We start from the raw sequence: 24,454 nt of genomic DNA, 5'->3' as shown, positions 1-24,454 counted from the left end.
ACGAACGCATTCCACGTAGCGTGCCCAGGCGGCACCATCACGCCGATCTTCGAGGGACCAACAATGTCTGCATCCGATCCCGGTCTGCGCCGTGTCAGCGTTCATGCCGGCGACCTCGCGGTCGATTTGGCGCTGCCCGCCGCCGTACCCGTCGCGACCCTGATCCCGTCGATAATCGACATCCTGGACAGCCGGCATAACGCCCCTTCCTCGACCGCCGCTGCCGAGCGGTATCAACTGTGCCGGCCCGGATCCGCGGCATTTCCGGCGTCGACGACGTTGGCACAGAACGAAGTTCACGATGGCGCCGTGCTGGTGTTGTACCGGTCTGCGGACGACATTCCCGCCCCGGCTCACCACGACCCGGCAGAAGCGGTGTCGGAGGCGCTGGATACCGCCGCTGCGACCCGGAACCGGCGGACGACCCGACTGGCCGGCGCCGCAGCGGCTGGTGGCATCACCGGCATCGGATGCCTCATGCATATTCGAACTGCTTTGAGCGCCAATGATACTGGTACCTCGACTGCCGCGGCAGCGGTCGGCTTGCTGGCGCTCTTGGCCGCCGCGCTGGCGTATCGGGCCTACCGGGAACCGATCGCCGGTCTGACACTCAGCCTGATCGCCGTCGCTTTCGGGGCGGTTGCCGGCCTGTCGGCGATCCCCGGCCCCCCGGGTGCCGCCCATGTGCTGTTGGCCGCGATGGCCACGGTGGTCGTGTCGGTGTTGGCGATGCGACTGACCGGTGGCGGGGTGGTCACCTTGACGGCGCTGTGTTGTTTCGCGGTGGTCGTCGCCGCGGCGGCGTTAGGGGCCTTGCTGACTGGCGCCCCCTGGCACGTCATCGGAGCGGTGTCCGCGCTGGCGTCGCTGGCCCTGCTGGAAGCATCCGCACGGCTGTCCATGGTGTTATCGGGATTGTCCCGGCATCGATCGCTGGGCGTCGACCAGATCGAACCGGTCGGCGACCTGGCCGCGGACGCGATACGCGCGGACGCCTGGCTGACCAGCCTGACGGCGGCATTCTCGACATCGGCCGCCACCGGCGCCGTGGTCACCACACTCGCCGGCCGCGGAGCGTCGAATCTCGGTTGTGTCGCACTGTCTGCTCTCGCCGGCGCAGTGCTCTTGCTGCGCGCCCTCGACGAAAGGAGCAGGACAGTGGTGTTCATCGTGAACGGAATCGGCACGGCTGGAACGACATTCGCGGTCGTAGCGGCTACCATGCCGGAGCGCGGAGTTTGGATTGCCGCGGCGACCGCGTTGGCCGCGGCCGCCGCGATCTACCTCGGTTTCGTAGCGCCGGTCAGACCGCTGGCTCCCGTCGCGCGCCGAGGCGTCGAGGTGCTGGAATGTCTGGTGCTGGTGGCAATGGTGCCGTTGACCTGTTGGATAAGTGGGCTCTATAGCGCGGTTCGCGGCATGGACCTGAGGTGATGCGTGCCGGGCGGATGCTGGCGATAACCGCGCTGACGGCCCTTACCCAGTGCACGGCGCCTGCGGCACAAGCGGTTTCACCGCCGCCGGTGGACGACAAGTGGCTGCCTCAACCCGGATCGCCGTCGCCGTCTCAGCCGACGGTGCAGCTCGAGGTGTGCGCCGTGCTGGCGACCGAGGGTCCCGGCCGACCGACGCGCCACGGCGGCACCCCGCCCCAGTTCGCCGACCTCGACCTGCCGGCGGTCTGGCAACTCACTCGTGGTGCAGGGCAGCGGGTCGCGGTCATCGACACCGGCGTGTCAAGAAACCAGCGGTTACCCAAAGTGGTCCCCGGGGGTGATTACGTCTCCACCGGTGACGGCACTCAGGATTGCGACGCTCACGGTACTCTGGTGGCCGGGATTATCGCTGCCACAGGCGATTCCAAGTCAGACGACTTCAGCGGCGTGGCACCCGATGCCACGCTGATCAGCATTCGCCAATCCAGTGCCAAGTTCGCTCCGGTGGCCAACCGGTCGAGTCGCGGAATCGGTGACGTCGACACCATGGCGAAGGCCGTCCGGACGGCAGCCGACCTCGGCGCCTCGGTGATCAACATCTCGTCCGTCGCCTGCGTTCCCGCCGCGTCGGCCCTGGACGACCGCGCGCTCGGCGCCGCACTCGCCTACGCCGTCGATGTCAAGAACGCGGTCGTCGTCGCCGCGGCGGGCAACACCGGCGGCGCCGCGCAGTGTCCACCTCAGCGGCCCGGCGCAACCTGGGAGACGGTCACGGTTACGGTCAGCCCGGCCTGGTACGACGACTACGTGTTGACCGTCGGCTCGGTGAACGCCGACGGCGTGCCCTCGGCGTTCAGTCTGGCCGGACCGTGGGTGGATGTGGCCGCGATCGGCGCGGAGGTGACCTCGCTGGGTTCGGCGCCACTGTCGGGCACCAGTTATGCGGCGCCGGTGGTCAGTGGGTTGGCGGCGTTGATCCGGGCCCGGTTTCCGGCGCTGACGGCACGCCAGGTGATGCAGCGCATCGAGGCCACGGCCCACCATCCGCCCGGCGGATGGGATCCACTTGTCGGCAACGGCACCGTCGATGCCCTGGCCGCGGTCAGTAGCGACCCGGTTCCCCCGCCCAAGGCCGCCGAGGCCCCGCCCGTGCGCGTCCCGGTCGTCGCGCCGCCCACTCCTCGGCCGCCGGATGACGCCCGGGACACCGCCTTGCGCGGCACGGCGATCTGCCTGGGTGTGCTGGCGGCAGCCCTGGCGGCCGGCGCCATGTCCCGCCGGCTACGGCGGTCCCGCGGCCACCGTGTCCCGGGCGACTGACGCGTTCTGCCGGCTCAATTCCGGTCCCGACGGCAACGCCGCCAGCATCGGCCACGGCGCCGGTGTCGGCGGCGTCGCCAGGCCCAAGTCACGCACTACGTCGTCGTCGCTGATGGCGAACCGCACCCCGGTGTCGGTGACGAGGTACCGCCTGCCGGCCCGCACGTAGGCGGTGCGGCCGGGCGGCAGGTAAACCGCATCGAGCGCCGGGCCGTTGCCGTCGGCTTGCGCGAGTCGCACCGGCGACTGCCCCGGTGGAACCGGCAAGCCAGTGCCCGTCAGGAACCCGACCTCGGCCCCACCGGCCGGTCCGGGCGCCCAGGTCACGCACAAGGAAGTCCCGGCAGCCAGCAGTGCCGGTGCCCGGTCGGGAAAGCTGGTGACGGCCAGCGGGTGCGCCACCGGGGCGGCGCGAATCACGTCGGGTGCCACCGCGATGACCTGCGCAGCGCCCTGCGAGTCGCTGAACCGCAGCAAATCCGCGGCAACCGCGCCGATGCGCTGCGCACCAGTGACCAAGACCACGTAATACTCGTCACCGTCGCCGCGCGTGATGCGAAGCACGCTGCCGATCCGAAATCCAGCCAGAACCCCCGTGCCGGGGTCGCCCGCGCCGCGGATTCGCGGGGCTGTGATCGGCGGTGCCTCGGGGACCGCAGCCAGCAACGACGGTGTGACCGCGACGGGCACCCGGCCCTCCAACCGCAGGGCATGCACCACCGCGGGGTCGGCGAGATCCACCAACGCCCGTCGACCGTCGTAGAACAGGTAGGCCGGCGAACCCGGGCCCAGCGCGACCAGGAGGGCCTGCCCGGACACCAGACGACGAAGTGAGGGTTGCGCGGTCGGCCCGACGGCTACGGTCGTCTCCGCGCCGCCGTTGGTGTCGCAGATCGCCCAGCTCGACTGGTCTGCCGGCAGCGGCCGGCCGAGGAATTGCGGTGCGCCCGGAATGCCCAGCAGCGGACCACGTTTGGTGCGGCTCAACTCGGACTCGCGCACCGGCTGCGGGTCGGTGTCGGTCGCTGCGATCAGCCGCGCCGACGCCAGGTTCAGCACCGGATGCCAGGTGTCGCCCACCCGCACGTACAACGCCCCGGATTCCTGGCCCATGACGATCTGCGCCCGATCCAGCGCCGGTTGCGGCTGCAGCAAAGCTAGGAAACCGCATCCGGCCACCACGACAAGCGTCAGCGCACACCCGAGTGCCAACGACGTCGCGCGCATGCGCAGCGGTTCGCTGACCGCACCGAGGTCTCTGCGGAGCAATGCGCGCTCGACGCGACGCAGCTGAAACCGGTGGCCGCTGATATGCAGCCTTGTCGTCGCTGGACGCGGCACTGATCCCCCAGGGACTCGCGTTGGGTGGAATTGTTTGGGCTCAAAATAGGCTCGAATCTCGCCGCAAGCAGACCATTCTGCACAGCCGATACCCGGCCGCGGGCGTTTCCTGTCGCAGTTTGCGGTTAAAATTTCGGCGTGCAAATTCACCGCATGCGTGATCGCTGGGCCCGCGCGGGAGCTGGTGCCCTGGCCGCTAGTGTCCTGCTGGTCACTGCGAGTGGCTTTACCGGAGCCGTTCCCCGGGCATCGGCCGCCGACTGCACGGACGCCGAGGTCGTTTTTGCGCGCGGCACCAGCGAGCCACCTGGCGTCGGGCGGGTGGGCCAAGCCTTCATCGACTCCCTGCGCCAGCAGACCCCCGGCATGACCATCGGGGCATATGGGGTCAACTACTCCGCCAGCCGCCTGCAGCTGCATGGCGGTGACGGTGCCAACGACGTGATCTCGCACGTCAAGTCCATGGCCGCGTCGTGCCCGACGACCAAGATCGTGCTGGGTGGCTACTCGCAGGGCGCCGATGTGATCGACATCGTCAGCGGCGTGCCGATCGGCGGCCTCAATTTCGGCAGCGCGCTGCCGCCCGAGTACGCCGACAATGTCGCCGCCGTTGCAGTCTTCGGCAACGTGGCCAACCGCGCGGGCGGGTCATTGACCAGCCAGAGTGCGATGTTTGGATCCAAGGCAGTCGATTTGTGCAACCCCAGCGACCCGATCTGCCATGCCGGTCCAGGCAACGAGTGGAGCGGTCACACCGAGGGCTATGTCCCCGTCTACACCACCCAGGCAGCGACCTTCGTGGCATCCAAGCTGTTGGCCGGGCGGGGCCAGCAGGCGCCGGGGTTCGGTCCGCAGCTCCCGGGCCCTTATCCGCAAGCCCCCGGACCGGTTCCGGCGCAGGCTCCCGGCCCCGTTGCACCTGGGCCCGTCGCACCTGGGCCGGTCGCGCCTGACGCGGCACACGGTTCCGTCACCGGCGTCCCAGGAACCGGTGTCCAGGTCCACTGACCTGTCGCCAAAAGGCATAGCCAATACAAATCTTTCTTACCTTCCTACCTCGTACTATCGGATCATGAGGCTCCGCCGCCTCACGGCCGTCGCCCTACTCGTCCCGACGCTGGGAATCGTTCCGCCATCCGCGGTCGCGGCGGACTGCCCGGGTGCCGAGGTCGTCTTCGCGCGCGGCCGAGAGGAACCACCCGGCGTCGGCGCAGTCGGCGACGCGTTCGTCAATTCGCTGCGCGGCAAGACGCGCATGTCGGTCGGCGTCTACGGGGTCAACTACCCGGCGAACATAACCACCCTCACGGGTGCCGGCGATATGGTTGCGCACGCCAATTTCATGGCCGGAAGTTGCCCGAACACCCGCCTGGTGCTCGGCGGCTATTCCTTGGGCGCCGAGGTTGTCGACCGTGTGACGTGGGGCGGACTGCCGCCGGCTACAGATCAGCACGTTGCGGCGGTCGTGTTGTTCGGTAATGGCAGTCGGCGCCTCGCCCCGGCTTTCGCCGGCCGGACGATCGACCAGTGCGCCCAAGGCGACCCTATTTGCGGAAGAGGCACGAGCTGGCCGGCCCATCTGCAGCCCTCATACATCGGCTCCGGATTGGTGGATCAGGCCGCGAGCTTCGCCGCTGGACGACTCTAGGCCAGCGACGCCGCGAGCTGCTTCGGGCCGGGAGCGCTCAGCACTCTGATAACAAAAAGCAAGCCATGTTGCGGTCCGCAAAGCGATAGCGCGGGTGATATCGCATCGCAGAAGCACTGGCCGAACTTCCTAGGGGCTGATGGGGCTGCTGTGACTGCCGTGCTCTCAATTACCACGGAGCCCACCGGTGGTGACCCGCTGCGCCCGGCTCCGCCGCGCTTGCGATCACCACGACCGAGAACGCAAATCCCGGGTGATCAGGTTACGTGACTCGAGCTCGTCATCGGGCGGATAATCCACTCCGACGAGCGTCAGACCGTGCGGCGGCGCCGCCGCAAAATCGCTGGATCGGCTTGTCGCGCTGAGCAATTCACGACACCAACCCGCGCTGCGCCGATGCTCGCCGACCGCCAGCAGCGCGCCGACCAGCGATCGCACCATCGACCAACAGAATGCGTCTGCGGTGACATGTGCGGTGACCAAATCCCCATCCCGCGACCAGTCCAGCCGCTGCAGATCGCGAATCGTGGTCGCGCCCAGACGATGCCGGCAAAAAGCCGCAAAGTCATGCAATCCCAACAGCTCTCGCGATGCGACGTTCATCGCGTCCACATCCAGGGCCCGCGGCCAGGCGGTGACATAACGTGCCTGCAGCGGCAGCACGCCGTAGCAGGCCGTCGACAGTCGGTAGCTGTAGTGCCGCCGCAGCGCCGAGAATCGGGCGTCGAAAGCCGCTGGGGCGCGGGCTATTCCGAGGATGCGGACGTCGGGCGGCAAGAACCTGCCCAGACGGCGCAGCAACGCGGAGAACTCTGGATCGTCCCCGCCTGGCGAGCGGGAGTACACGTTGACCAAAGCGTCCGTCGGCACATCCACATGTGCCACCTGCCCGGTGGCATGGACACCCGTGTCCGTACGCCCCGCGGCGCGCAGCCGCACCGGTGTGCGGAAGACGGTCGTCAGCGCCTCGTCCAAGACGCCGGCGACCGTCCGCTGCCGCGGCTGCGCTGCCCAGCCCGCGAAATCGGTTCCGTCGTAGGCAATGTCGAGCCGCAGACGGACGTCGTCGCTAATTCTCAGTGGCCTCTTCGGGTTGGTCGACACTGGCCTGCGGAGCCGCGGCCGCTGCTTCGGCAGATGCCTCGTCAGCCGTCGCGGCCTCATCGACAACCTCGTCGGCCGCCGGACCCTCCGCGGCGTCCGGCTCAACAGCCGCTTGGGGTGCCGCCGCGGCGGCTACCGGTGCGGCCTTCTTGGAGGCGGCCACCCGGCGCGCCCGATCGGCCTCCGACGTCACCGTCGTCTCCCGCACCAGCTCGATCACGGCCATGGGAGCGTTGTCGCCCTTGCGCGGCTCGACCTTGATGATGCGGGTGTAGCCGCCGTCGCGGTCGGAGAAAAACGGCCCGATCTCGGCGAACAAGGTGTGCACAACATCCTTGTCGCGGATCTTCTTGAGTACCTCGCGGCGATTGTGCAAGGTGCCCTTCTTGGCGTGCGTGATCAACTTCTCGGCGTACGGGCGCAGCGCACGTGCCTTGGGCTCGGTGGTCTTGATCCGGCCGTGCTCGAACAACGACGTAGCCAGGTTGGCCAGAATCGCCTTCTGATGTGCAGACGACCCGCCGAGGCGAGGCCCCTTGGTGGGCTTGGGCATTGCTGACGCTCCTGTCTGGATCCGCGAAAAGCGCTATAGCTGTTCGGTTTCGGCGTAGTCCTGGTCGTCGTAGGCACCCTCGGTGGACCAAGTGCCGGTGGCGACGTCGTAGCCCGCCACCTCGGACGGGTCGAAGCTCGGCGGGCTGTCCTTCAGCGACAGGCCGAGCTGGTGCAGCTTGACCTTCACCTCGTCGATGGACTTCTGCCCGAAGTTGCGGATGTCGAGCAGGTCGGACTCGGTCCGCGACACTAGCTCGCCGACGGTGTGCACACCCTCACGCTTGAGGCAGTTGTAGGAGCGCACGGTCAGGTCCAGGTCGTCGATCGGCAGCGCGAACGACGCGATGTGGTCGGCCTCGGCCGGCGACGGGCCGATCTCGATGCCCTCGGCTTCGACGTTGAGTTCGCGTGCCAGGCCGAACAATTCGACCAGCGTCTTGCCCGCCGATGCCAGCGCGTCACGTGGGGTGATCGAGCTCTTGGTTTCCACGTCGAGGATCAGCTTGTCGAAGTCAGTGCGCTGCTCGACTCGGGTGGCATCGACCTTGTACGTCACCTTGAGCACCGGCGAGTAGATGGAATCGACTGGGATACGGCCGATTTCGGCACCCGAAGCCCGATTCTGCACCGCCGGGACGTAGCCGCGGCCGCGCTCGACGACGAGCTCGACCTCCAGCTTGCCCTTGTCGTTCAGCGTCGCGATGTGCATGTCGGGGTTGTGCACGGTGACACCGGCCGGCGGGACGATGTCGCCCGCGGTGACCTCGCCGGGACCCTGCTTGCGCAGGTACATGGTGACCGGTTCGTCCTCTTCGGAGGACACGACCAGGCCTTTGAGGTTCAAGATGATGTCGGTGACGTCTTCTTTGACGCCGGGCACCGTGGTGAACTCGTGCAGCACACCGTCGATGCGAATGCTGGTGACCGCCGCACCGGGAATCGACGACAACAGGGTGCGACGCAGTGAATTGCCCAGGGTGTAACCGAATCCGGGCTCCAGCGGTTCGATGACGAACTGGGACCGGTTGTCGGTGAGGATCTCCTCGGACAGGGTGGGACGCTGTGAGATCAGCATTGTTTTGTTTCTTCTCCTTCTCGGCACCCGCTATTTGATGCCGTTGGGTTCCGGTCCGGCGAATGCCGGTCCGGAAGTCTTACTTCGAGTAGTACTCGACGATCAGCTGTTCGGTCAGCGGGACGTCGATCTGTGCACGCTCGGGCAGCTGGTGGATCAGGATGCGCTGGCGCTCCCCGACCACCTGCAGCCAGCTTGGGATCGGGCGGTCACCGGCCGTCTCCCGCGCGATCTGGAACGGCACGGTGTTCAGCGACTTGTCCCGGATGTCGATGATGTCGTACTGGGACACCCGGTAGCTGGGCACGTCGACGCGCACGCCGTTGACGCTGAAGTGGCCGTGGGTCACCAGCTGACGGGCCATCCGCCGGGTCCGGGCCAGCCCGGCACGGTAGACGACGTTGTCGAGCCGGCTTTCCAAGATCCGCAGCAGTTCCTCACCGGTCTTGCCGGGCTGCCGAACGGCCTCTTCGTAGTAGCGACGGAACTGCTTTTCCATCACGCCGTAGGTGAAGCGAGCCTTCTGCTTCTCCTGTAGCTGCAGCAGGTATTCGCTTTCCTTGATCCGCGCCCGACCGTGCTGACCGGGCGGGTAGGGACGCTTCTCGAACGCCTGGTCGCCGCCGACGAGGTCGGTGCGCAGCCGGCGCGACTTGCGAGTGACGGGTCCGGTGTAACGAGCCATTACTAAACCCTCCGACGCTTGGGTGGACGGACACCGTTGTGCGGCTGCGGGGTGACATCGGAGATCGCGCCGACCTCGAGACCCGCGGCCTGCAGTGACCGGATCGCGGTCTCCCGGCCAGAGCCCGGGCCCTTGACGAACACGTCGACCTTGCGCACCCCGTGCTCCTGGGCCTTGCGGGCCGCGTTCTCGGCCGCCAGCTGAGCGGCGAAGGGTGTCGATTTCCGCGACCCCTTGAAGCCGACGTGACCCGACGACGCCCAGGCGATGACATTGCCCTGCGGATCAGTGATCGTCACGATCGTGTTGTTGAAGGTGCTCTTGATGTGGGCAGCTCCGTGCGGGACGTTCTTCTTTTCCCGACGCCGGGTCTTTTGTCCCTTTTTTGCTGCTTGCGCGGCCTTTTTCGCTGGGGGCATGTCTGGTTACCTGGCCTTCTTCTTGCCTGCGATGGTGCGCTTGGGGCCTTTGCGGGTCCGCGCGTTGGTCTTGGTCCGCTGGCCGCGCACCGGCAGACCACGGCGGTGCCGCAGACCCTGGTAGCAGCCGATCTCGATCTTGCGCCGGATGTCGGCCTGCACCTCGCGGCGCAGGTCACCCTCGACCTTGAGGTTCGCCTCGATGTAGTCACGCAGGTGAGTCAGCTGGTCATCGGTGAGGTCCCTGGTGCGCAGGTCCTTGTCGATGCCGGTGGCAGCCAGGATTTCGTTGGAGCGGGTGCGGCCGATGCCGAAGATGTAGGTCAGGGCGACCTCCATCCGCTTGTCGCGCGGCAGGTCGACGCCGACTAGTCGAGCCATAGGTGGCGTTCCTCTTTCTTGGCGGAGGTGTGGTCCCAGTCCGTTCCCCGACCCAAATGACATTTGGGCAGGGGCCCGGCCTCCGTCCGGGCGTGCTAAGCGGCCTATCCGCTTACTGGTACTGGGAGGTCTGCATTCAGTTATGTGGGCTGATTAGCCCTGCCGTTGCTTGTGGCGCGGATCGGAGCAGATCACCATGACCCGCCCGTGCCGACGGATCACCCTGCACTTATCGCAAATCGGCTTCACGCTGGGGTTGACCTTCACGGCTTTTCGATCCTGTTCTCGTCTCTTGCTTGATTACTTGTACCGGTACACGATGCGGCCCCGGGACAGGTCGTAGGGCGACAATTCCACCACGACGCGGTCCTCGGGCAGGATGCGGATGTAGTGCTGCCGCATCTTGCCGCTGATGTGGGCGAGCACCTTGTGGCCGTTCTCCAGCTCAATGCGAAACATCGCATTGGGCAGAGGCTCGACCACGCGACCCTCGACCTCGATGGCACCGTCCTTCTTGGCCATTACTTTTCGGCGATCCTTTGCTATCCCTCGTCACTGCACCTGATTCGGCGCAGCATGTGTCCGGACTACTAAAACGTGAACCTGTGGTGGAAATTCCGCGAACTGCTCCGAGAATTTCAGAACTGGGCACGCCAAGAGCCGGCACAGGCGCCGTACCGTTGATCCACCTTACCCGCATCGCCATGGTCGGCGCAAAACTGCGCTCATGCAGCGCGGGCTCATTTTTGCGGCAACGAGTAAACCTTGTTGTTGTTGCCCGCGACGTAGACCACGCCGTTGTTGTCGACCGCCAGGCCCCACGGATAGTCGAGGTCGCAGAACGGCAGCACGGCTTGGTGGTCCGAACCCACGCCAAGCTTGAGCACCTGTTTGCCTTTTCTATCGGTGACGTACACGGCGCCGTCTTTGTCCACAGTCACACCGCCGGGTTCGGCAAGGCCGGCGAAAGGCACTGGAGTTTGCGGTTGGCCAGGCGCCATTTTCAGTACCTGATTGTTACCGCCGTCGGCGACATAGATCGTTCCGTCTCTGCCCACCACCAAACCGGTTGGAGACTTGAGGCCGGTGAAGGGTATCTCCCGTTGCGCGCTGGCCCCGACGTCCAGGGCAAACACCTTGTTCTTGCCCTTGTCGCTGATGTAGACCGTGCCGGCCAAGTCCACGGACAGACCGGTCGGCTGGTCCAGGCCGGTGAACGAAACGACCGTCTGCTTGCCGGCGCGAAGCATGATCACCCGCTTGTTGCCGGTGTCGTTGACGTACACCGTGCCGCTGCTGTCGGCCGTCACACCGGTCGGGAAATTGAGGCCCTGAAAACCCATCGGGTGCGCTGTCTTGTCGCCGGCAGGTAGCGCATATATGTCGTTGCTCCGGGTATCGGCGACATACACCGTGCCGCCGCTATCCACCGACAACCCTTGCAAACTCAGGCCGGTGAACGGCAGGGTCGACTGCCGGCAATTCGTCGGCGCCGGGCCGGGATTGCCTAGGACAACGTACGCGCCGACCACCGCAGCCACGGTAAGCAAGGCCGCGCCGGCCATGAGGCCGGCCTTGCGCTGCCACCACGGCCGCTTGGGTGGCGGGGGAGTATGCGGCGGAGCCGTCGGCCGCGGAGTCTGCGGCGGCGACGGCGGGGTCCCGGGTGGGATAATCACCTGTTCGCGCCGGACGGGTGTGTTCGCATCGATCGCCGGCTTGCGCAGGGTTTCCTCGCCCGAGGGGGTCTGCGGGAGCGGGACCGGCCTGCGGCCGTAGTCGGCGCGGGGCGGCGGCATGGGCGGCTGCGGCCCGGTCGGCCGCCGAACCGGGGGCCGCGGGTCGGGGGGACGTGGCGCGGGCACTGGCGCGGTGATGGCGCCGCGGGCGGCTCGCGCAAGCTCCACGGCGGTGCTGTACCGATCGGCGGGGTTTTTCGCCATGCCCTTGGCGATTACGCCGTCCAGACCTCGCGGCAGCCGCGGGTTGGCGTTCGACGGCCGAGGAGGCGGGGTGACCAGGTGGTTGCCGATCTGCTGCTCCATGCTGTCGCCCCGGAATGGATGCTCCGCGGTCAAGCACTCATAAAGCACGCAGGTCAAAGCGTAGATATCCGAGCGGGCGTCGATCGGAGGGGCGCCGGGATCTTGGGATTTGAACCGTTCGGGAGCCATGTAGTGGAAGGTCCCGATCACGTCGCCGACAGTGGTCAACCCCCGCTCACCGACCGCCAGCGCGATTCCGAAATCGATCAGGTACGCGTCCCCGTCGTCGTCGATCAAGATGTTGGACGGTTTGACATCCCTATGCAGCAATCCGACTTTGTGCGCTGCGTTCAACGCCTTGGCGACCTGCTCGATGATGCTCACCGCCCGGGCCGGCGGCAGCGGCCCCCTATCGAGGATGGACTGCAGGTCTCGCCCCTCGATCAGCTGCATGTCCACGAACAGTCGTCCGTCGATTTCCCCGTGGGTGTGAATCGGCACCAGATGCGGACTTCTCAACCGCGCGGCCGCGTGCGCCTCGCGACGGAACCGCGTCTGAAACACCTCGTCTTTGGAGATCTCGGCGGGCAAGATCTTGATCGCGACGACCCGGTCAATGACGGTGTCGTGAGCCCGCCACACCTCGCCCATGCCGCCGCGGCCCAGCAACTCGATCAGCTGGTAATGTCCGAACGAAGTTCCCTGCAACGAGCCTCCCACCGCAACTGCTCAGCACCATAACGCGCCACGAACAACGGTGGCAGGTCTTTCAGCGCGCTGCGGTGCGGCGAGCAGCCCGGCTCGATACCGCATGGGTGGACCCATCACCCGAACATACGCCCCGCCCAGGAGGCGAGCTTCCCGCAGCAGGGACATAGGTAGACAATACCAATTCGGGTTTGCACACCGTGATTTCACAAGCTTATTCGCCATATTTGCTGATCGTTTTCTACAAAACTGGGTCACTGACCGGTTAGAGCGTTCCAGCGCGCAAATTTCCTTTAACCCGACAGACATTTTGAAGTCGAGTAACTCCTAGGACGATTCGACCACCGTGCCGCGGGAGGCCGGCCAGGTGTTGGGCACGGACCGGAATAGGACGGGTCGGGTTGCAAGTTGGAGCAACCATGACCGACGCGCATGCCACTTCTTCTTCTGTCTCTTCTGTTGCAGCCAGCAAGCCCGATCTCGGCCGGTTCGGCTCGTTCGGACGCGGCGTCACGCCACAGCAAGCCAAAGAAATCGAGGCCCTCGGTTACGGGGCCGTCTGGGTAGGCGGTTCCCCACCGGCCGAGCTGGCCTGGGTGGAACCGATCCTCGAGGCGACGAGCACATTGCAGGTCGCCACCGGAATCGTCAACATCTGGACGGCTGCCGCCAAGCCGGTCGCCGAATCCTTCCACCGGATCGACAAGGCCTACCCGGGCCGCTTCCTGCTCGGCATCGGGGTCGGACACCGCGAGGCGATCAGCGAATACCGCAAGCCTTACGACGCGCTGAGCGAATACCTGGACCGGCTCGACGACTATGGGGTGCCCGCCCACCGTCGCGTGGTGGCGGCGCTGGGCCCGCGAGTCCTCAAGCTCTCCGCGCAGCGCAGCGCCGGCGCGCACCCGTACCTGACCACTCCGGAGCACACCGCCCAGGCCCGCCAACTGATCGGCCCGTCGGCGTTCCTGGCGCCGGAACACAAAGTCGTGCTGACCACCGACGCCGAGCAGGCGCGTGCCGTCGGCCGCAAGGCGCTGGACATCTATCTCAACCTGAGCAACTACCTGAACAGCTGGAAGCGGCTGGGGTTCACCGACGACGACGTCGCCCGACCGGGCAGCGACCGCCTGGTGGACGCGGTGGTCGCCTACGGCACGACGGACGCGATCGCGGGGCGGTTGAAAGAGCACCTGGATGCCGGTGCGGACCATGTGCCCATCCAGGTCCTCACCAAGAGTGAGAACTTGGTCCCCGCACTGGCCGAACTGGCCGGGCCACTGGGTCTGAATTCCTGAGGCGTCTGAACGCCTGAGGCGTTATCCCGGTTCGGTTAGGGTCGTGAGCATGCGGCTGCTGGTCACCGGCGGCGCCGGCTTCATCGGCGCGAATTTCGTGCACAGCACCGTCCGCCAGCGTCCCGACGTCGAGGTGACGGTCCTGGACGCGATGACCTACGCCGGCAGACGGGAGTCGCTGGCCGACGTCGACGATGTCATCAAGTTGGTAGAGGGCGACATCACCGACGCCGAGCTGGTTTCCCGGCTGATCGCCGAGTCTGACGCTGTCGTACATTTCGCCGCCGAAACCCACGTCGACAACGCGCTGGATGATCCAGAACCGTTCCTGCGCACCAACGTGATCGGGACGTTCGCGATCCTGGAAGCGGTGCGACGGCACGGCGTTCGGCTACACCACGTCTCGACCGACGAGGTCTACGGAGACTTGGAGCTTGACGACCCGCGGCGGTTCACCGAGGCCACCCCCTATAACCCGTCGAGTCCGTACTCGGCCACCAAGGCGGCCGCCGACATGCTGGTGCGGGCTTGGGTGCGGTCGTACGGGGTGCGCGCGACCATCTCCAACTGCTCCAACAATTACGGCCCCTACCAGCACGTCGAGAAGTTCATCCCGCGCCAGATCACCAATGTGCTCACCGGCCGTCGGCCCAAGCTCTACGGCACCGGTGCCAATATCCGCGACTGGATCCACGTCGACGACCACAACGACGCGGTCTGGCGAATCCTGGAAAACGGCCAGCTCGGCCGGACTTACCTGATCAGCGCCGAGGGCGAGCGCGACAACCTGACCGTGCTGCGCACGCTGTTGCAGTTGATGGGCCGGGATCCCGACGACTTCGACCACGTCACCGACCGGGTCGGTCATGATCTGCGCTACACCATCGACCCGTCGGCGCTGTATGACGAATTGTGTTGGGCGCCAAAGCATACCGACTTCGAGGAGGGTTTGCGGGCAACCATCGACTGGTATCGCACCAACGAGTCCTGGTGGCGTCCGTTGAAGGACGCGGCGGAATCCCGCTACGAAGAACGCGGTCAGTAAATGGACGCCCGCGAACTCGACATCCCGGGCGCGTGGGAGATCACCCCGGCCATGCATGGCGATTCCCGCGGACTGTTCTTCGAGTGGCTCACCGACCGTGAGTTCCGCGCCTTCGCCGGTCACCGCTTGGACGTCCGGCAGGCGAACTGCTCGGTGTCGTCGGCCGGCGTGCTGCGGGGGCTGCACTTCGCCCAGCTGCCACCCAGCCAGGCTAAATACGTGACCTGCGTGTCCGGCTCGGTGTTCGATGTCGTCGTCGATATCCGTTTGGGCTCACCGACATTCGGGCAGTGGGCCTCGGTCGTGCTCGACGACTCCGATCGCAAGACGATCTACATCTCCGAAGGTCTGGCGCATGGGTTCCTTGCCCTGCAAGACAATTCGACGGTGATGTACCTGTGTTCGGCGGAATACAACCCGCAGCGCGAGCACACCATCTGCGCCACCGATCCAGCGCTGGGAATCGACTGGCCGCTGGTCGACGGGGTGGCTGCGGCCATGTCGGACCGCGATGCCGCGGCGCCCAGCCTCGACGAAGTACGCGCAGCCGGTCTTCTGCCCAGCTGGGAGGAGACACAGAGGTTTATCGACAGTCTGCGCGGTCAATAGCGACGTGCGTGGTCCAGGTTACCGCCAAGAATTGCAGAGCCGCCGATGACCTAACGATCGCGGAGGTCCATGCGCCTGCCATAGCACGACACATACGCGGGGCTTCTTCCGTGTGCCTACTCGGCCGGCAACGCAAACGGTGGTCGCAGACCCTTGAACATCGGGAAGTGTCGTACGTTGAGGGTTGCCAGCTTCAGGCCCTTGACATCCGCGGTTGCCGCGATGAGGTAATCACCCAGTCCAATGCCGTTGTGACTACGGCGATATCGGCGAATCATTTCGCCGGCACGGCGGCCGATGATTTCTGTGGCCGGCTCTGCGCGGAAGGATGAAAGCAGTTGCCACACTTCGCGACGCTCGACTGACCGCATGCCGCCGACCAGCTCGGCGATCGACACCACGCTGATCGCCAGAGGCCCGTCCTTTCGGGCGCGGAGGAGCCAGTCTCGAGCAGTGCCGAGCCCGCGTAGATGTGCGATCAGCACATCCGAGTCGACCAGCATCACGAGGAGCGCCCCCAAGTTCGCGCCAGATGCTCTTCGCGGGCACCCCGGCCGCGCGCCGGCGCATCAACGCCGCGCAGAACACCAAATGAATTTTCGATCGCGCGAAGGTCCGAAGCCAGACTGTCGTCCGAACTCGCCAAAACGCGGCCCAAGAGTTGGCGGATCACTTCAGCGCGCGACACGCCCTCTTGTGCTGCCAGCCGGTCGAGTACCTCCGTCTGCGCCTCGTCGAGGTAGATGTTCGTGCGTTTCATACACCGCATCATACACCGCGACGGCGGGCGGCCCCGGCATCAGAACGCCGCCGGAATCCAGATCAGAATATGTCTGCGCCCGGTCGCCTCACGCCCGCAATCACTCGACGGCCGACTACACATAACAGCACCGTCACCAGTTCAGCGCCCAGGCTCAGCGCCGCATAGGGCGACGGATCCCATCCTTGTTCGACGAAGCCCAGCAGGCCAACGGTCCTCGACATGGCGAACGCCACCACCGATCCGCCGGCCACCGCGCCCGCCGCCCACCGCAGCCAGGAAGGGCCGCCCAGCAGGATCAGCAAGGCCAGCGCGAACGAGACACTCGCCTGCGCCAGAAACCCGTCGCCGATATGCGGGATGTGTTGGTAGCCATGACGATAAAGGTGCGCATGGCTGACGGCACTGACGACCAGGGAAACGGCGATACCCAGACGAAGTAGCAGATCCCTCAACCTCATTGCAGCGTCGATTCTTTCAGCGCCAATGCGGCCTGCCCTCTGGTGTATCCGACTTCGCGGATACCCAGTGCGTCGCGCAGCTTCCCGGCCGGCAGGGTGACCGGCTTGGGCGTCGGCCCGTCTCCGGGATGAGGCAACGGATAGGCGGTCGTCGTGCCGCTGTAAAAGTTGACGTTGCCCTCTGCCTTGGAAAAGATTTGGTGCACATGGCCGTTGAGGCAGGTTACCGACGAAAAACGGCGGAGATAGCTCAGGGCCTGGACGGCGTCGTCGGTGCCCCAGCCCCAGTCCGGGTACATCGCGAACAACGGGATGTGGCTGATCACCACGATGGGGGTATCGCTGGACAGCGGCGCAACGTCTTTCTCGACGAACTCCAGCTGCTCGACACCCAAATGACCCAGCTTCTTCAGATTCAATGTGTTGACCAACGCGATCACGTGCACGCCGGCGACGTCGAAGCTGTACCAACCGTCGCCTCGGCTGTTCGCGCCGAAGACGCTTCGATACTTCTGTCCCGCATCGTCGACCGAGTCGTGTTCGCCGGGCACGGTGAACACGTGCGGCGTCTTCAGGCCACTAATCATTTGCTTGGCCTGGTCGAACTGCTCCGGGCTGGATAGGTGCGTGATATCACCGGTGTGAATCACGAAATCCGGTGTGTAGCCGAGGTTGTTGATCCGCTCGATGGCGTGACCGAAGGTGTCCGTGACGTTGGAATTGGCCGGCCCGGTGAATCCAAGATGGCTGTCGCTGACCTGGACGAAGCGCAGGGTCGGGCGAGTCGCCGCGTGACCTACCGCGCCGGCATGCGAGATGACCTCCCCGCCGACGACGGCGAACCCGACCGCCGCACCGAACCATGCCGTGTGTCTAATGAGCTGGCGGCGACTCATGGTGGGATCGTGCGTCATGGGGTCACCACCACGGTGCCGTGCATCATCGGATGAATCGAGCAGATGTAGTCGAATTTCCCAGGCGTGGAAAAGGTATGCGAGAAGGTAGCACCCGTTCCCATGCCCGGCGAGCGGAACGAACCGTCACCGGCCGCCACCGTGTGTGGTTCCTCGTCGTGATTGGTCCAGGTGACCGTGGTACCTGCGGCGACTGTCAGCGTGAGCGGTACGAACGCGAAATCATTGATATTGACTTGATTACCGCTCACCGGCCCCGCCGGGGCGCTGGCCGGCATGCTGACCGACGGCGCGCCGGTCCCGGCGCTGGGCCGCGACGTCGAGCACCCGGCCAGCACCACCACGCCCAACGCCAACCACACCAAGTGTTTTCGAATCATGCCAACAGATAGCGCGGCGGGTTACATTCGACGGCCCGCGGGGCCTCGAATCTGCATTGGTGGCATCGGGCCTGCACTCAGGGCGGCGGATTCCGCCGATGGCACGCCCTGGACGCAGTCTCGGCGCGAATGCGAATACGGCCACTCACGCCGGTTCGGTCGGCGCGAACACCTCGATGACACCTTCCACCTCGCGAACCATCAAGGTGGGCAACGGCTTTGGCGCAATCGGCAACTGGTGGCTGAGCACCTGGCCGCTGGGCGCGAACGACGTAGTGTGGCATGGGCAGCGCAGCCGGTCATCGGGTGCGTCGAACCAGAGCCGGCATCCCTGGTGGGTGCACACTCCCGATACGGCCTCGACCTTGCCGCCGACCCGGCGGACGAACCCGCTGACCGTGCCGAGATCGAACGGATGCATCCGCGCGTCGGGCACCTCCGAGCTGGCCGCGACGCGCACCCAGCGGCCGTTATTCGGGGTGAGTTTGCCATCGGCGGCGGGGCTTTCGGCCGCAGGGTTCACCCTGACGAGCCGGTCCACCGAAACCGCGCCCACCGCGGCGGCCGCGGCAGCCGATGTACCCACAATCACTTGGCGACGTGTCGAGCTCTGCTTCGGCGCGGGTGCCGATGGTGCGCCGGTCATCTGCTCCGCAAGGCGGCGGTGCAGATCGGCGAGGAACTCCTCACTCGGAGCGTCGCCGTCCGGCCGGGCCGCCCGCAGGTCGATCGCCGTTCGGATCTGCGCCGCCTCGAAATCGTCGGGCACAAACGGCCTTGGTCGGCGTCCCCGCAGCAGATCGTCGACATACCTGCGTAAACCTCGTGCGTTCATGGCCGGCCCTCGTCGGTGACTTGTGCCGCCAGGCGCAGCGCGCGGTGTTGCAGCACTTTGGCGTTGGCAACGCTGATCCCGAGTTCGACTGCGGTCTCCTTGATCGAACTGCCTTCCAAAAAGCGCAACTCCAAGATGCGCCGATAGCGGTCCGGCAGGGTGTCCAGGACATGCGCGACACGCTGTGGTGCGGTGCTGATCGCTTCCTCGCATTCGGGTGCTAATTGGCCGATGTCCTCGATGGAGGTTATCTCGCGTCCCAAGGTCTCCCGCCAATGCGCGGCCAGCACCGTTCGGGCCGTGGCCCGCAGGTACGCGCGAACCTCGGCGACGCTCGCGGTCAGCCGCAGCGGTCGCAGCGCGGCAAGGAAAACCTCGGCGGTCAGATCCTCGGCATCAGCCCGGTTGCCGACTCGGGCGAACAGCGTGCGATACACCCACGTCGCATTGTCCGCGTACACCGCTTCCCAGTCGGCATACCCCTGGGCAGCCTGATCCGGCACCGCGCGCAGGGGTCGCGGCCCGACGGGTTCGTTGCGTGCCGTCACGTCTCTCCTTCACCGAATCAATATCCGCTCGGGTTACACGTGACGGAAGTGGCCACCTTGCCAAGGCCGCACAGCATTACTAGGATATGCAAGTATCCCCCTGATTCCCCTATCGCTTCTTGGATGGCCATGACCACACACATTCCGCATTTCATCGATGGGCAGCGCACGGGCGGCCAGTCCACCCGCACCGCTGATGTCTTCAACCCCAGCACCGGCGAGGTCCAGGCCACGGTGCCGATGGCCGGCCAGGCGGACGTCGACGCCGCGGTGGCATCGGCCGTCAAGGCACAAAAGGACTGGGCGGCGTGGAATCCGCAGCGCCGCGCACGGGTGCTGATGCGGTTCATCGAGCTGGTCAACGAGCACAACGACGAGCTGGCCGAGCTGTTGTCCCTCGAGCACGGCAAGACGCTGGCCGATGCCCGCGGCGACATCCAGCGCGGGATCGAGGTGATCGAGTTCTGCATCGGGATCCCGCATTTGCTCAAAGGCGAGTACAGCGAAGGCGCCGGCCCGGGCATCGACGTGTATTCGCTGCGCCAGCCGCTGGGCGTGGTAGCGGGCATCACCCCGTTCAACTTCCCGGCAATGATTCCGCTGTGGAAGGCCGGCCCGGCGCTGGCTTGTGGAAATGCGTTCGTGCTCAAGCCCAGTGAGCGCGACCCGTCGGTTCCGGTGCGCCTGGCCGAGCTGTTTCTCGAGGCCGGTCTGCCCCCAGGCGTCTTCCAGGTGGTGCACGGCGACAAGGAAGCCGTCGACGCGATCCTGAACCACCCCGGCATCCAGGCGGTCGGCTTCGTCGGCAGCTCGGACATCGCCCAGTACATCTATGCGACCGCCGCAGCCAACGGCAAGCGTGCGCAATGTTTCGGCGGCGCCAAGAACCACATGATCGTCATGCCCGACGCCGACCTGGATCAGGCCGTCGACGCGCTGATCGGCGCGGGGTATGGCAGCGCTGGCGAGCGTTGCATGGCGATCAGTGTCGCGGTGCCGGTGGGCGAGAAGACGGCCGAACGGTTGCGCGCCAGGCTGGTCGAGCGAATCAACGGCCTGCGGGTGGGACACAGCCTGGATCCCAAGGCCGACTACGGGCCGCTGGTCACCGAAGCCGCGCTGAAACGGGTGCGCGACTACATCGCCCAGGGTGTGGATGCCGGCGCGGAGCTGGTGGTCGACGGGCGCGAACGAGCCAGCGACGACCTGACTTTCGCCGACGCGAACCTGCAGAGCGGTTTCTTCATCGGACCGACTTTGTTCGATCACGTCACCCCGGACATGTCGATCTACACCGACGAAATCTTCGGGCCGGTGCTGTGCATGGTGCGCGCGCACGACTATGAAGAGGCGTTGCGACTGCCGTCGGAGCACGAGTACGGCAACGGCGTGGCGGTCTTCACCCGCGACGGCGACGCCGCCCGCGACTTCGTGTCCCGGGTGCAGGTCGGCATGGTCGGGGTCAACGTGCCGATCCCGGTTCCGGTGGCCTACCACACGTTCGGCGGCTGGAAGCGCTCCGGCTTCGGTGACCTCAACCAGCACGGCCCGGCGTCGGTCCAGTTCTACACCAAGGTCAAGACGGTGACGTCGCGCTGGCCGTCGGGCATCAAGGATGGCGCCGAATTCGTCATCCCGACGATGAATTAACCCCATGCAGTTTCAAGCGCTCAACGACGACGAGCGGGTGATCACCGAGACCGCGGCCGCCTTCGCCGCCAAGCGGATCGCCCCGCACACCCTGGAATGGGATGCCGCCGAACACTTTCCGACCGACGTGCTGCGCGAAGCCGCCGAACTCGGGATGGCTGCCATCTACTGCCGCGACGATGTGGGTGGTAGTGGGCTGCGCCGACTGGACGGAGTGCGCATCTTCGAGCAGTTGGCCATCGCCGACCCGGTGACCGCCGCTTTTCTGTCCATCCACAACATGTGCGCCTGGATGATCGACAGCTACGGCACCGAGGAACAACGCAAGACGTGGATTCCGCGGCTGGCGTCCATGGACGTCATCGCCAGCTACTGCCTGACCGAGCCCGGCGCCGGGTCCGATGCCAGCGCGTTGAGCACCCGTGCGGTCAAGCAAGGCGGCGACTATGTGCTCGACGGTGTCAAGCAGTTCATCTCCGGGGCCGGGGCGTCGGACGTGTACGTGGTGATGGCGAGAACCGGCCGTGAGGGTCCGCGCGGCATCTCGGCGTTCGTCATCGAAAAGGACACTCCCGGTGTTAGTTTCGGCGCGCACGAAGAGAAGATGGGCTGGCGCGCTCAACCCACCGCCCAGGTGATCTTGGAGGGGGTGCGAGTTCCGGCTGAGGCGATGCTGGGTGGCGCGGACGGGGAGGGCGCCGGCTTCGGCATCGCGATGAACGGACTCAACGGGGGTCGGCTGAACATCGCCGCGTGCTCACTCGGCGGCGCACAGGCCGCATACGACAAGGCCGGCGCCTACGTGCGTGACCGGCAGGCGTTCGGCGGCTCCCTGCTGGACGAGCCCACCATCCGGTTCACCTTGGCCGACATGGCCACCGGATTGGAGACGTCGCGAATGTTGTTGTGGCGGGCGGCAAGTGCGCTCGACGCCGACGACCCCGACAAGGTCGAGCTGTGCGCAATGGCCAAACGCTATGTCACCGACACCTGCTTCGAGGTCGGCGACAAGGCGCTGCAACTGCACGGCGGCTACGGCTATCTGCGCGAGTACGGCCTGGAAAAGATCGTCCGCGACCTGCGGGTGCACCGGATCCTGGAGGGGACCAACGAAATCATGCGGGTGGTCATCGGCAGGGCCGAGGCTGCGCGCTTCCGGGCTATCCCTTAGAAAAGGAACCATGACGGAGCATCTCGCCATCGCCTTCCTGGGGCTGGGCCATATGGGCGCGCCGATGTCGGCCAATCTGGTCGCCGCGAAACACGCGGTGCTCGGTTACGATCCGGTACCCGCCGCGAGGTCAGCGGCCGCATCCCACGGTGCCACGGTGTTCGACAGCGCCACCGCCGCCGTCGCCGAAGCCGATGTGGTCATCACCATGCTGCCCAACGGCGACGTGGTCAAGCGCTGTTACGCCGAGATCCTGCCTGCCGCGCGAGACGGCGCGCTGTTCATCGACAGTTCGACGATCTCGGTCAACGACGCGCGCGAGGTGCATGCCCTGGCCGGCTCACACGGCATGCCGCAGCTCGACGCGCCGGTGTCCGGCGGCGTCAAGGGGGCCGTCGCCGGAACGCTCGCGTTCATGGTCGGCGGCGAGGAAGCGGCGTTGCAGCGAGCGCGCCCGGTGCTAGAGCCCATGGCGGGCAAGATCATTCACTGCGGCTCGGCCGGTGCCGGTCAAGCCGCCAAGATATGCAACAACATGGTGCTGGCGGTGCAGCAGATCGCTATCGGCGAGGCGTTCGTGCTGGCGGAGAAGCTCGGGCTTTCCGCGCAGTCGCTGTTCGACGTCATCACCGGCGCTACCGGCAACTGCTGGGCGGTGCATACCAATTGCCCGGTGCCCGGGCCGGTGCCGACATCGCCGGCCAACAACGACTTTCGGCCGGGCTTCGCTACGGCGCTGATGAACAAGGACCTGGGCTTGGCCATGGATGCGGTGGCCTCGACCGGGTCCAGCGCGCCACTGGGAACCCACGCCGCCGAGATCTACGCTCAGTTCCTCGCGTCCGATGCCTCCCACGCCGATTTGGACTTCAGCGCGGTGATCCAACTGCTTCGCGACGGCTGAGCGGCGCGATTCAGCGTGAACTGATGGCTTGCGGCGTGAACTGATGCGACAACAACGCTAGAGCCGAAAGGCCTAGCCTCACTGCACTTTACGGCCCAGGAACGCGGCCAGCTGATCGGCGGGCGGACGCCCGGACGGGCACGGCTGCTCGGCGCCGAACGGCTTGCCCGGCCCGCGGAACCCCGGGCCTACAAACGAATGCACGAAAGTGAGCTGCTCGGCCGCCAATTCGGGTTCTATGTCGGTGGATTGCCCGCTCGCGGCCGCCAGATCCCAAGCGTGAGTAAGCACATCGGTGGTGCGAATCCCGATGAACACCTGCCCCGGTAGTTCCCCGAACGGCAGTTTGAACGTGCCGGCCAACCCGTTCGGCGCTGCGAAGACGGCCTGTGCGGCCGCGGCCGCCGTCCGGTGGGCCGCAGCGATGTCGTCGGGCCGGGGCGGTGGCTGGACGGGATCGCTCGCCCAGAGCCCGACGTGCTCGTTGCCGCCGACGACGTGCTCGACCAGGTCCTGGATCGTCCACTCCGAGCACGGTGTGCGGGCGCCGAACTGATCCGGGCTCACATTGGCGAGGACACCGGCGAACGCGTCCTGAGCGCGCTGGTGCGCTACCAGTGGATCCATATTGCTACCTCTCTCGCTTCAATCTAGAAGTCACCCGCATTGCGCCGCAGCGTTTCGATCGAGGACACCAACGCCTGCGATTCGTCGGCGGCCATCCCGATATCGGCGAACACCTGCTCGTTCAGCGTGACGGTGGCGTCTTCGACGGTGGAGCGGCCGAGGTCGGTGATCTGCACCAGCGTCGTTCGCCCGTCGGTGGGATGCGGAACTCGCTGCACCAACCCGTCGGCCTCCAGCCGCCGGATCGCGTGGGTGACGCTGGTGACATGGACCTGCAGCCGGTCGGAGGCTTTGGTGATCGGCAATGCGCCGGTCCGGCTGAAGGCCAGCAGCCGCAGCAGTTCGAATCGCGAGAAGCTCAGGTCGTAGGGCCGCAGCGCCGTCTCGACGCGGGCCAGCAATATCTGGTGCGCACGCATCACCGACGTCACCGCCACCATGCCGTCGGCCACGTCACCCCATCCGGCGCGCTCCCAATTTGCCCGTGCCGCAGCGATGGGATCCCGTTTCTGCGAGGCGGCCACGCCTTTTCTTACCGCAGATCCGAAGCCCGGCTTCCCCCGCCCCCTCGGCGGGGGAAGCCGGGTCGCCGGGC

At 66.2% G+C, this 24,454-nt stretch carries 29 protein-coding genes; 10 read left to right on the top strand and 19 right to left on the bottom strand.

The features are described 5' to 3' along the window. The first annotated feature begins 63 nt into the window (after positions 1-63). Positions 64-1,434, top strand: coding sequence for a type VII secretion integral membrane protein EccD (gene eccD, locus AC5Y2L_RS08180; protein WP_499933726.1), 1,371 nt, complete (start codon positions 64-66; stop codon positions 1,432-1,434). Continuing rightward, a complete protein-coding gene (gene mycP / locus AC5Y2L_RS08175) occupies positions 1,434-2,756 on the top strand; it encodes a type VII secretion-associated serine protease mycosin (RefSeq protein WP_499933727.1) in 1,323 nt (440 codons plus the stop codon). Before eccD ends, mycP begins: the two co-directional genes overlap by 1 nt. Here the strand turns inward: mycP and eccB are convergent. Then, positions 2,718-4,097, bottom strand: coding sequence for a type VII secretion protein EccB (gene eccB / locus AC5Y2L_RS08170; protein ID WP_499933729.1), 1,380 nt, complete (start codon positions 4,095-4,097; stop codon positions 2,718-2,720). The genes mycP and eccB overlap by 39 nt on opposite strands. A gap of 153 nt (positions 4,098-4,250) precedes the next feature. Here eccB and AC5Y2L_RS08165 point away from each other — a divergent pair, with 153 nt between their 5' ends. Together AC5Y2L_RS08165 and AC5Y2L_RS08160 are read left to right on the top strand one after the other, a co-directional pair. Then, positions 4,251-5,105, top strand: coding sequence for a cutinase family protein (locus AC5Y2L_RS08165; protein ID WP_499933911.1), 855 nt, complete (start codon positions 4,251-4,253; stop codon positions 5,103-5,105). 64 nt (positions 5,106-5,169) lie between these two features. Further along, complete coding sequence (locus tag AC5Y2L_RS08160) at positions 5,170-5,745, top strand: cutinase family protein (RefSeq protein WP_499933730.1); 576 nt, start codon at positions 5,170-5,172, stop codon at positions 5,743-5,745. Positions 5,746-5,970: 225 nt separating this feature from the next. Here AC5Y2L_RS08160 and truA read toward each other — a convergent pair whose 3' ends face one another. The 9 genes from truA to AC5Y2L_RS08115 form a co-directional block, all read right to left on the bottom strand. Beyond that, positions 5,971-6,849 carry a tRNA pseudouridine(38-40) synthase TruA gene (truA, locus tag AC5Y2L_RS08155; RefSeq protein WP_499933731.1) on the bottom strand — a complete coding sequence of 293 codons (879 nt, stop codon included), beginning with the start codon at positions 6,847-6,849 and terminating at the stop codon, positions 5,971-5,973. Then, positions 6,815-7,402, bottom strand: a complete 588-nt coding sequence (gene rplQ / locus AC5Y2L_RS08150) for a 50S ribosomal protein L17 (protein WP_499933733.1) — start codon at positions 7,400-7,402, stop codon at positions 6,815-6,817. The genes truA and rplQ overlap by 35 nt, the downstream gene beginning before the upstream one ends. 33 nt (positions 7,403-7,435) lie before the next feature. Then, complete coding sequence (locus tag AC5Y2L_RS08145) at positions 7,436-8,479, bottom strand: DNA-directed RNA polymerase subunit alpha (RefSeq protein WP_293315400.1); 1,044 nt, start codon at positions 8,477-8,479, stop codon at positions 7,436-7,438. Positions 8,480-8,558: 79 nt separating this feature from the next. Further along, on the bottom strand, positions 8,559-9,164 hold the full coding sequence (gene rpsD / locus AC5Y2L_RS08140; protein ID WP_499933734.1) for a 30S ribosomal protein S4: 606 nt from the start codon (positions 9,162-9,164) through the stop codon (positions 8,559-8,561). A gap of 2 nt (positions 9,165-9,166) precedes the next feature. Then, positions 9,167-9,583, bottom strand: coding sequence for a 30S ribosomal protein S11 (gene rpsK, locus AC5Y2L_RS08135; protein ID WP_499933735.1), 417 nt, complete (start codon positions 9,581-9,583; stop codon positions 9,167-9,169). Positions 9,584-9,589: 6 nt separating this feature from the next. Next, positions 9,590-9,964: a 30S ribosomal protein S13 gene (rpsM, locus tag AC5Y2L_RS08130; protein ID WP_085079294.1), complete on the bottom strand. Its 375-nt coding sequence runs from the start codon at positions 9,962-9,964 to the stop codon at positions 9,590-9,592. A 153-nt stretch (positions 9,965-10,117) separates the two neighbouring features. Continuing rightward, positions 10,118-10,231: a 50S ribosomal protein L36 gene (gene rpmJ / locus AC5Y2L_RS08125; RefSeq protein WP_003879483.1), complete on the bottom strand. Its 114-nt coding sequence runs from the start codon at positions 10,229-10,231 to the stop codon at positions 10,118-10,120. A gap of 33 nt (positions 10,232-10,264) precedes the next feature. Next, on the bottom strand, positions 10,265-10,486 hold the full coding sequence (infA, locus tag AC5Y2L_RS08120; RefSeq protein WP_003418601.1) for a translation initiation factor IF-1: 222 nt from the start codon (positions 10,484-10,486) through the stop codon (positions 10,265-10,267). Positions 10,487-10,704: 218 nt separating this feature from the next. Then, on the bottom strand, positions 10,705-12,669 hold the full coding sequence (locus AC5Y2L_RS08115; RefSeq protein ID WP_499933737.1) for a serine/threonine-protein kinase PknD: 1,965 nt from the start codon (positions 12,667-12,669) through the stop codon (positions 10,705-10,707). A 407-nt stretch (positions 12,670-13,076) separates the two neighbouring features. On the opposite strand from AC5Y2L_RS08115, the gene AC5Y2L_RS08110 reads away from it, so the two are divergent. The 3 genes from AC5Y2L_RS08110 to rfbC are packed head-to-tail and all read left to right on the top strand — an operon-like array spanning position 13,077 to position 15,609. Continuing rightward, a complete protein-coding gene (locus AC5Y2L_RS08110; protein ID WP_499933738.1) occupies positions 13,077-13,955 on the top strand; it encodes an LLM class F420-dependent oxidoreductase in 879 nt (292 codons plus the stop codon). Positions 13,956-14,004: 49 nt separating this feature from the next. Then, positions 14,005-15,000 carry a dTDP-glucose 4,6-dehydratase gene (gene rfbB / locus AC5Y2L_RS08105; RefSeq protein ID WP_499933739.1) on the top strand — a complete coding sequence of 332 codons (996 nt, stop codon included), beginning with the start codon at positions 14,005-14,007 and terminating at the stop codon, positions 14,998-15,000. After that, positions 15,001-15,609 (top strand): dTDP-4-dehydrorhamnose 3,5-epimerase, encoded by a 609-nt coding sequence (gene rfbC / locus AC5Y2L_RS08100; RefSeq protein WP_499933741.1) that lies wholly within the window; start codon positions 15,001-15,003, stop codon positions 15,607-15,609. Positions 15,610-15,725: 116 nt separating this feature from the next. Here the strand turns inward: rfbC and AC5Y2L_RS08095 are convergent, their stop codons facing one another. The 7 genes from AC5Y2L_RS08095 to AC5Y2L_RS08065 form a co-directional block, all read right to left on the bottom strand. After that, positions 15,726-16,115: a type II toxin-antitoxin system VapC family toxin gene (locus AC5Y2L_RS08095; protein ID WP_499933743.1), complete on the bottom strand. Its 390-nt coding sequence runs from the start codon at positions 16,113-16,115 to the stop codon at positions 15,726-15,728. Further along, the gene (locus AC5Y2L_RS08090; protein WP_499933745.1) at positions 16,112-16,369 is read right to left on the bottom strand and encodes a ribbon-helix-helix domain-containing protein; all 258 of its coding nucleotides are present in this window, start codon (positions 16,367-16,369) and stop codon (positions 16,112-16,114) included. The genes AC5Y2L_RS08095 and AC5Y2L_RS08090 overlap by 4 nt, the downstream gene beginning before the upstream one ends. A gap of 62 nt (positions 16,370-16,431) precedes the next feature. After that, entirely contained in the window at positions 16,432-16,830 is a 399-nt protein-coding gene (locus AC5Y2L_RS08085; protein WP_499933747.1) for a hypothetical protein, read from the bottom strand. Further along, entirely contained in the window at positions 16,827-17,744 is a 918-nt protein-coding gene (locus tag AC5Y2L_RS08080) for a metallophosphoesterase family protein (RefSeq protein ID WP_499933749.1), read from the bottom strand. The genes AC5Y2L_RS08085 and AC5Y2L_RS08080 overlap by 4 nt, the downstream gene beginning before the upstream one ends. Beyond that, entirely contained in the window at positions 17,741-18,124 is a 384-nt protein-coding gene (locus tag AC5Y2L_RS08075) for a cupredoxin domain-containing protein (protein ID WP_499933750.1), read from the bottom strand. Before AC5Y2L_RS08075 ends, AC5Y2L_RS08080 begins: the two co-directional genes overlap by 4 nt. 145 nt (positions 18,125-18,269) lie before the next feature. Further along, positions 18,270-18,959 carry a Rieske (2Fe-2S) protein gene (locus AC5Y2L_RS08070; RefSeq protein WP_499933752.1) on the bottom strand — a complete coding sequence of 230 codons (690 nt, stop codon included), beginning with the start codon at positions 18,957-18,959 and terminating at the stop codon, positions 18,270-18,272. Beyond that, entirely contained in the window at positions 18,956-19,507 is a 552-nt protein-coding gene (locus AC5Y2L_RS08065; protein ID WP_499933753.1) for an RNA polymerase sigma factor, read from the bottom strand. The genes AC5Y2L_RS08070 and AC5Y2L_RS08065 overlap by 4 nt, the downstream gene beginning before the upstream one ends. A 129-nt stretch (positions 19,508-19,636) precedes the next feature. On the opposite strand from AC5Y2L_RS08065, the gene AC5Y2L_RS08060 reads away from it, so the two are divergent. From AC5Y2L_RS08060 to mmsB, 3 genes are read left to right on the top strand one after another with little or no spacing between them, the layout of a single operon-like run. Next, on the top strand, positions 19,637-21,157 hold the full coding sequence (locus AC5Y2L_RS08060; protein ID WP_499933754.1) for a CoA-acylating methylmalonate-semialdehyde dehydrogenase: 1,521 nt from the start codon (positions 19,637-19,639) through the stop codon (positions 21,155-21,157). A gap of 4 nt (positions 21,158-21,161) precedes the next feature. Then, complete coding sequence (locus AC5Y2L_RS08055) at positions 21,162-22,328, top strand: isobutyryl-CoA dehydrogenase (protein WP_499933756.1); 1,167 nt, start codon at positions 21,162-21,164, stop codon at positions 22,326-22,328. Positions 22,329-22,338: 10 nt separating this feature from the next. Then, a complete protein-coding gene (mmsB, locus tag AC5Y2L_RS08050; protein ID WP_499933757.1) occupies positions 22,339-23,232 on the top strand; it encodes a 3-hydroxyisobutyrate dehydrogenase in 894 nt (297 codons plus the stop codon). A 78-nt stretch (positions 23,233-23,310) separates the two neighbouring features. Here mmsB and AC5Y2L_RS08045 read toward each other — a convergent pair whose 3' ends face one another. Both AC5Y2L_RS08045 and AC5Y2L_RS08040 read right to left on the bottom strand, forming a co-directional pair. Continuing rightward, complete coding sequence (locus AC5Y2L_RS08045) at positions 23,311-23,859, bottom strand: TIGR03086 family metal-binding protein (RefSeq protein WP_499933759.1); 549 nt, start codon at positions 23,857-23,859, stop codon at positions 23,311-23,313. A gap of 23 nt (positions 23,860-23,882) precedes the next feature. Next, positions 23,883-24,383 (bottom strand): MarR family transcriptional regulator, encoded by a 501-nt coding sequence (locus AC5Y2L_RS08040; RefSeq protein ID WP_499933760.1) that lies wholly within the window; start codon positions 24,381-24,383, stop codon positions 23,883-23,885. Positions 24,384-24,454 lie beyond the last annotated feature (71 nt).

It is taken from the genome of Mycobacterium sp. NGS66 (assembly GCF_059812225.1).
The sequence above is the reverse complement of the archived record's forward strand: the minus strand, read 5'-3'. Positions and strand labels throughout refer to the sequence as shown.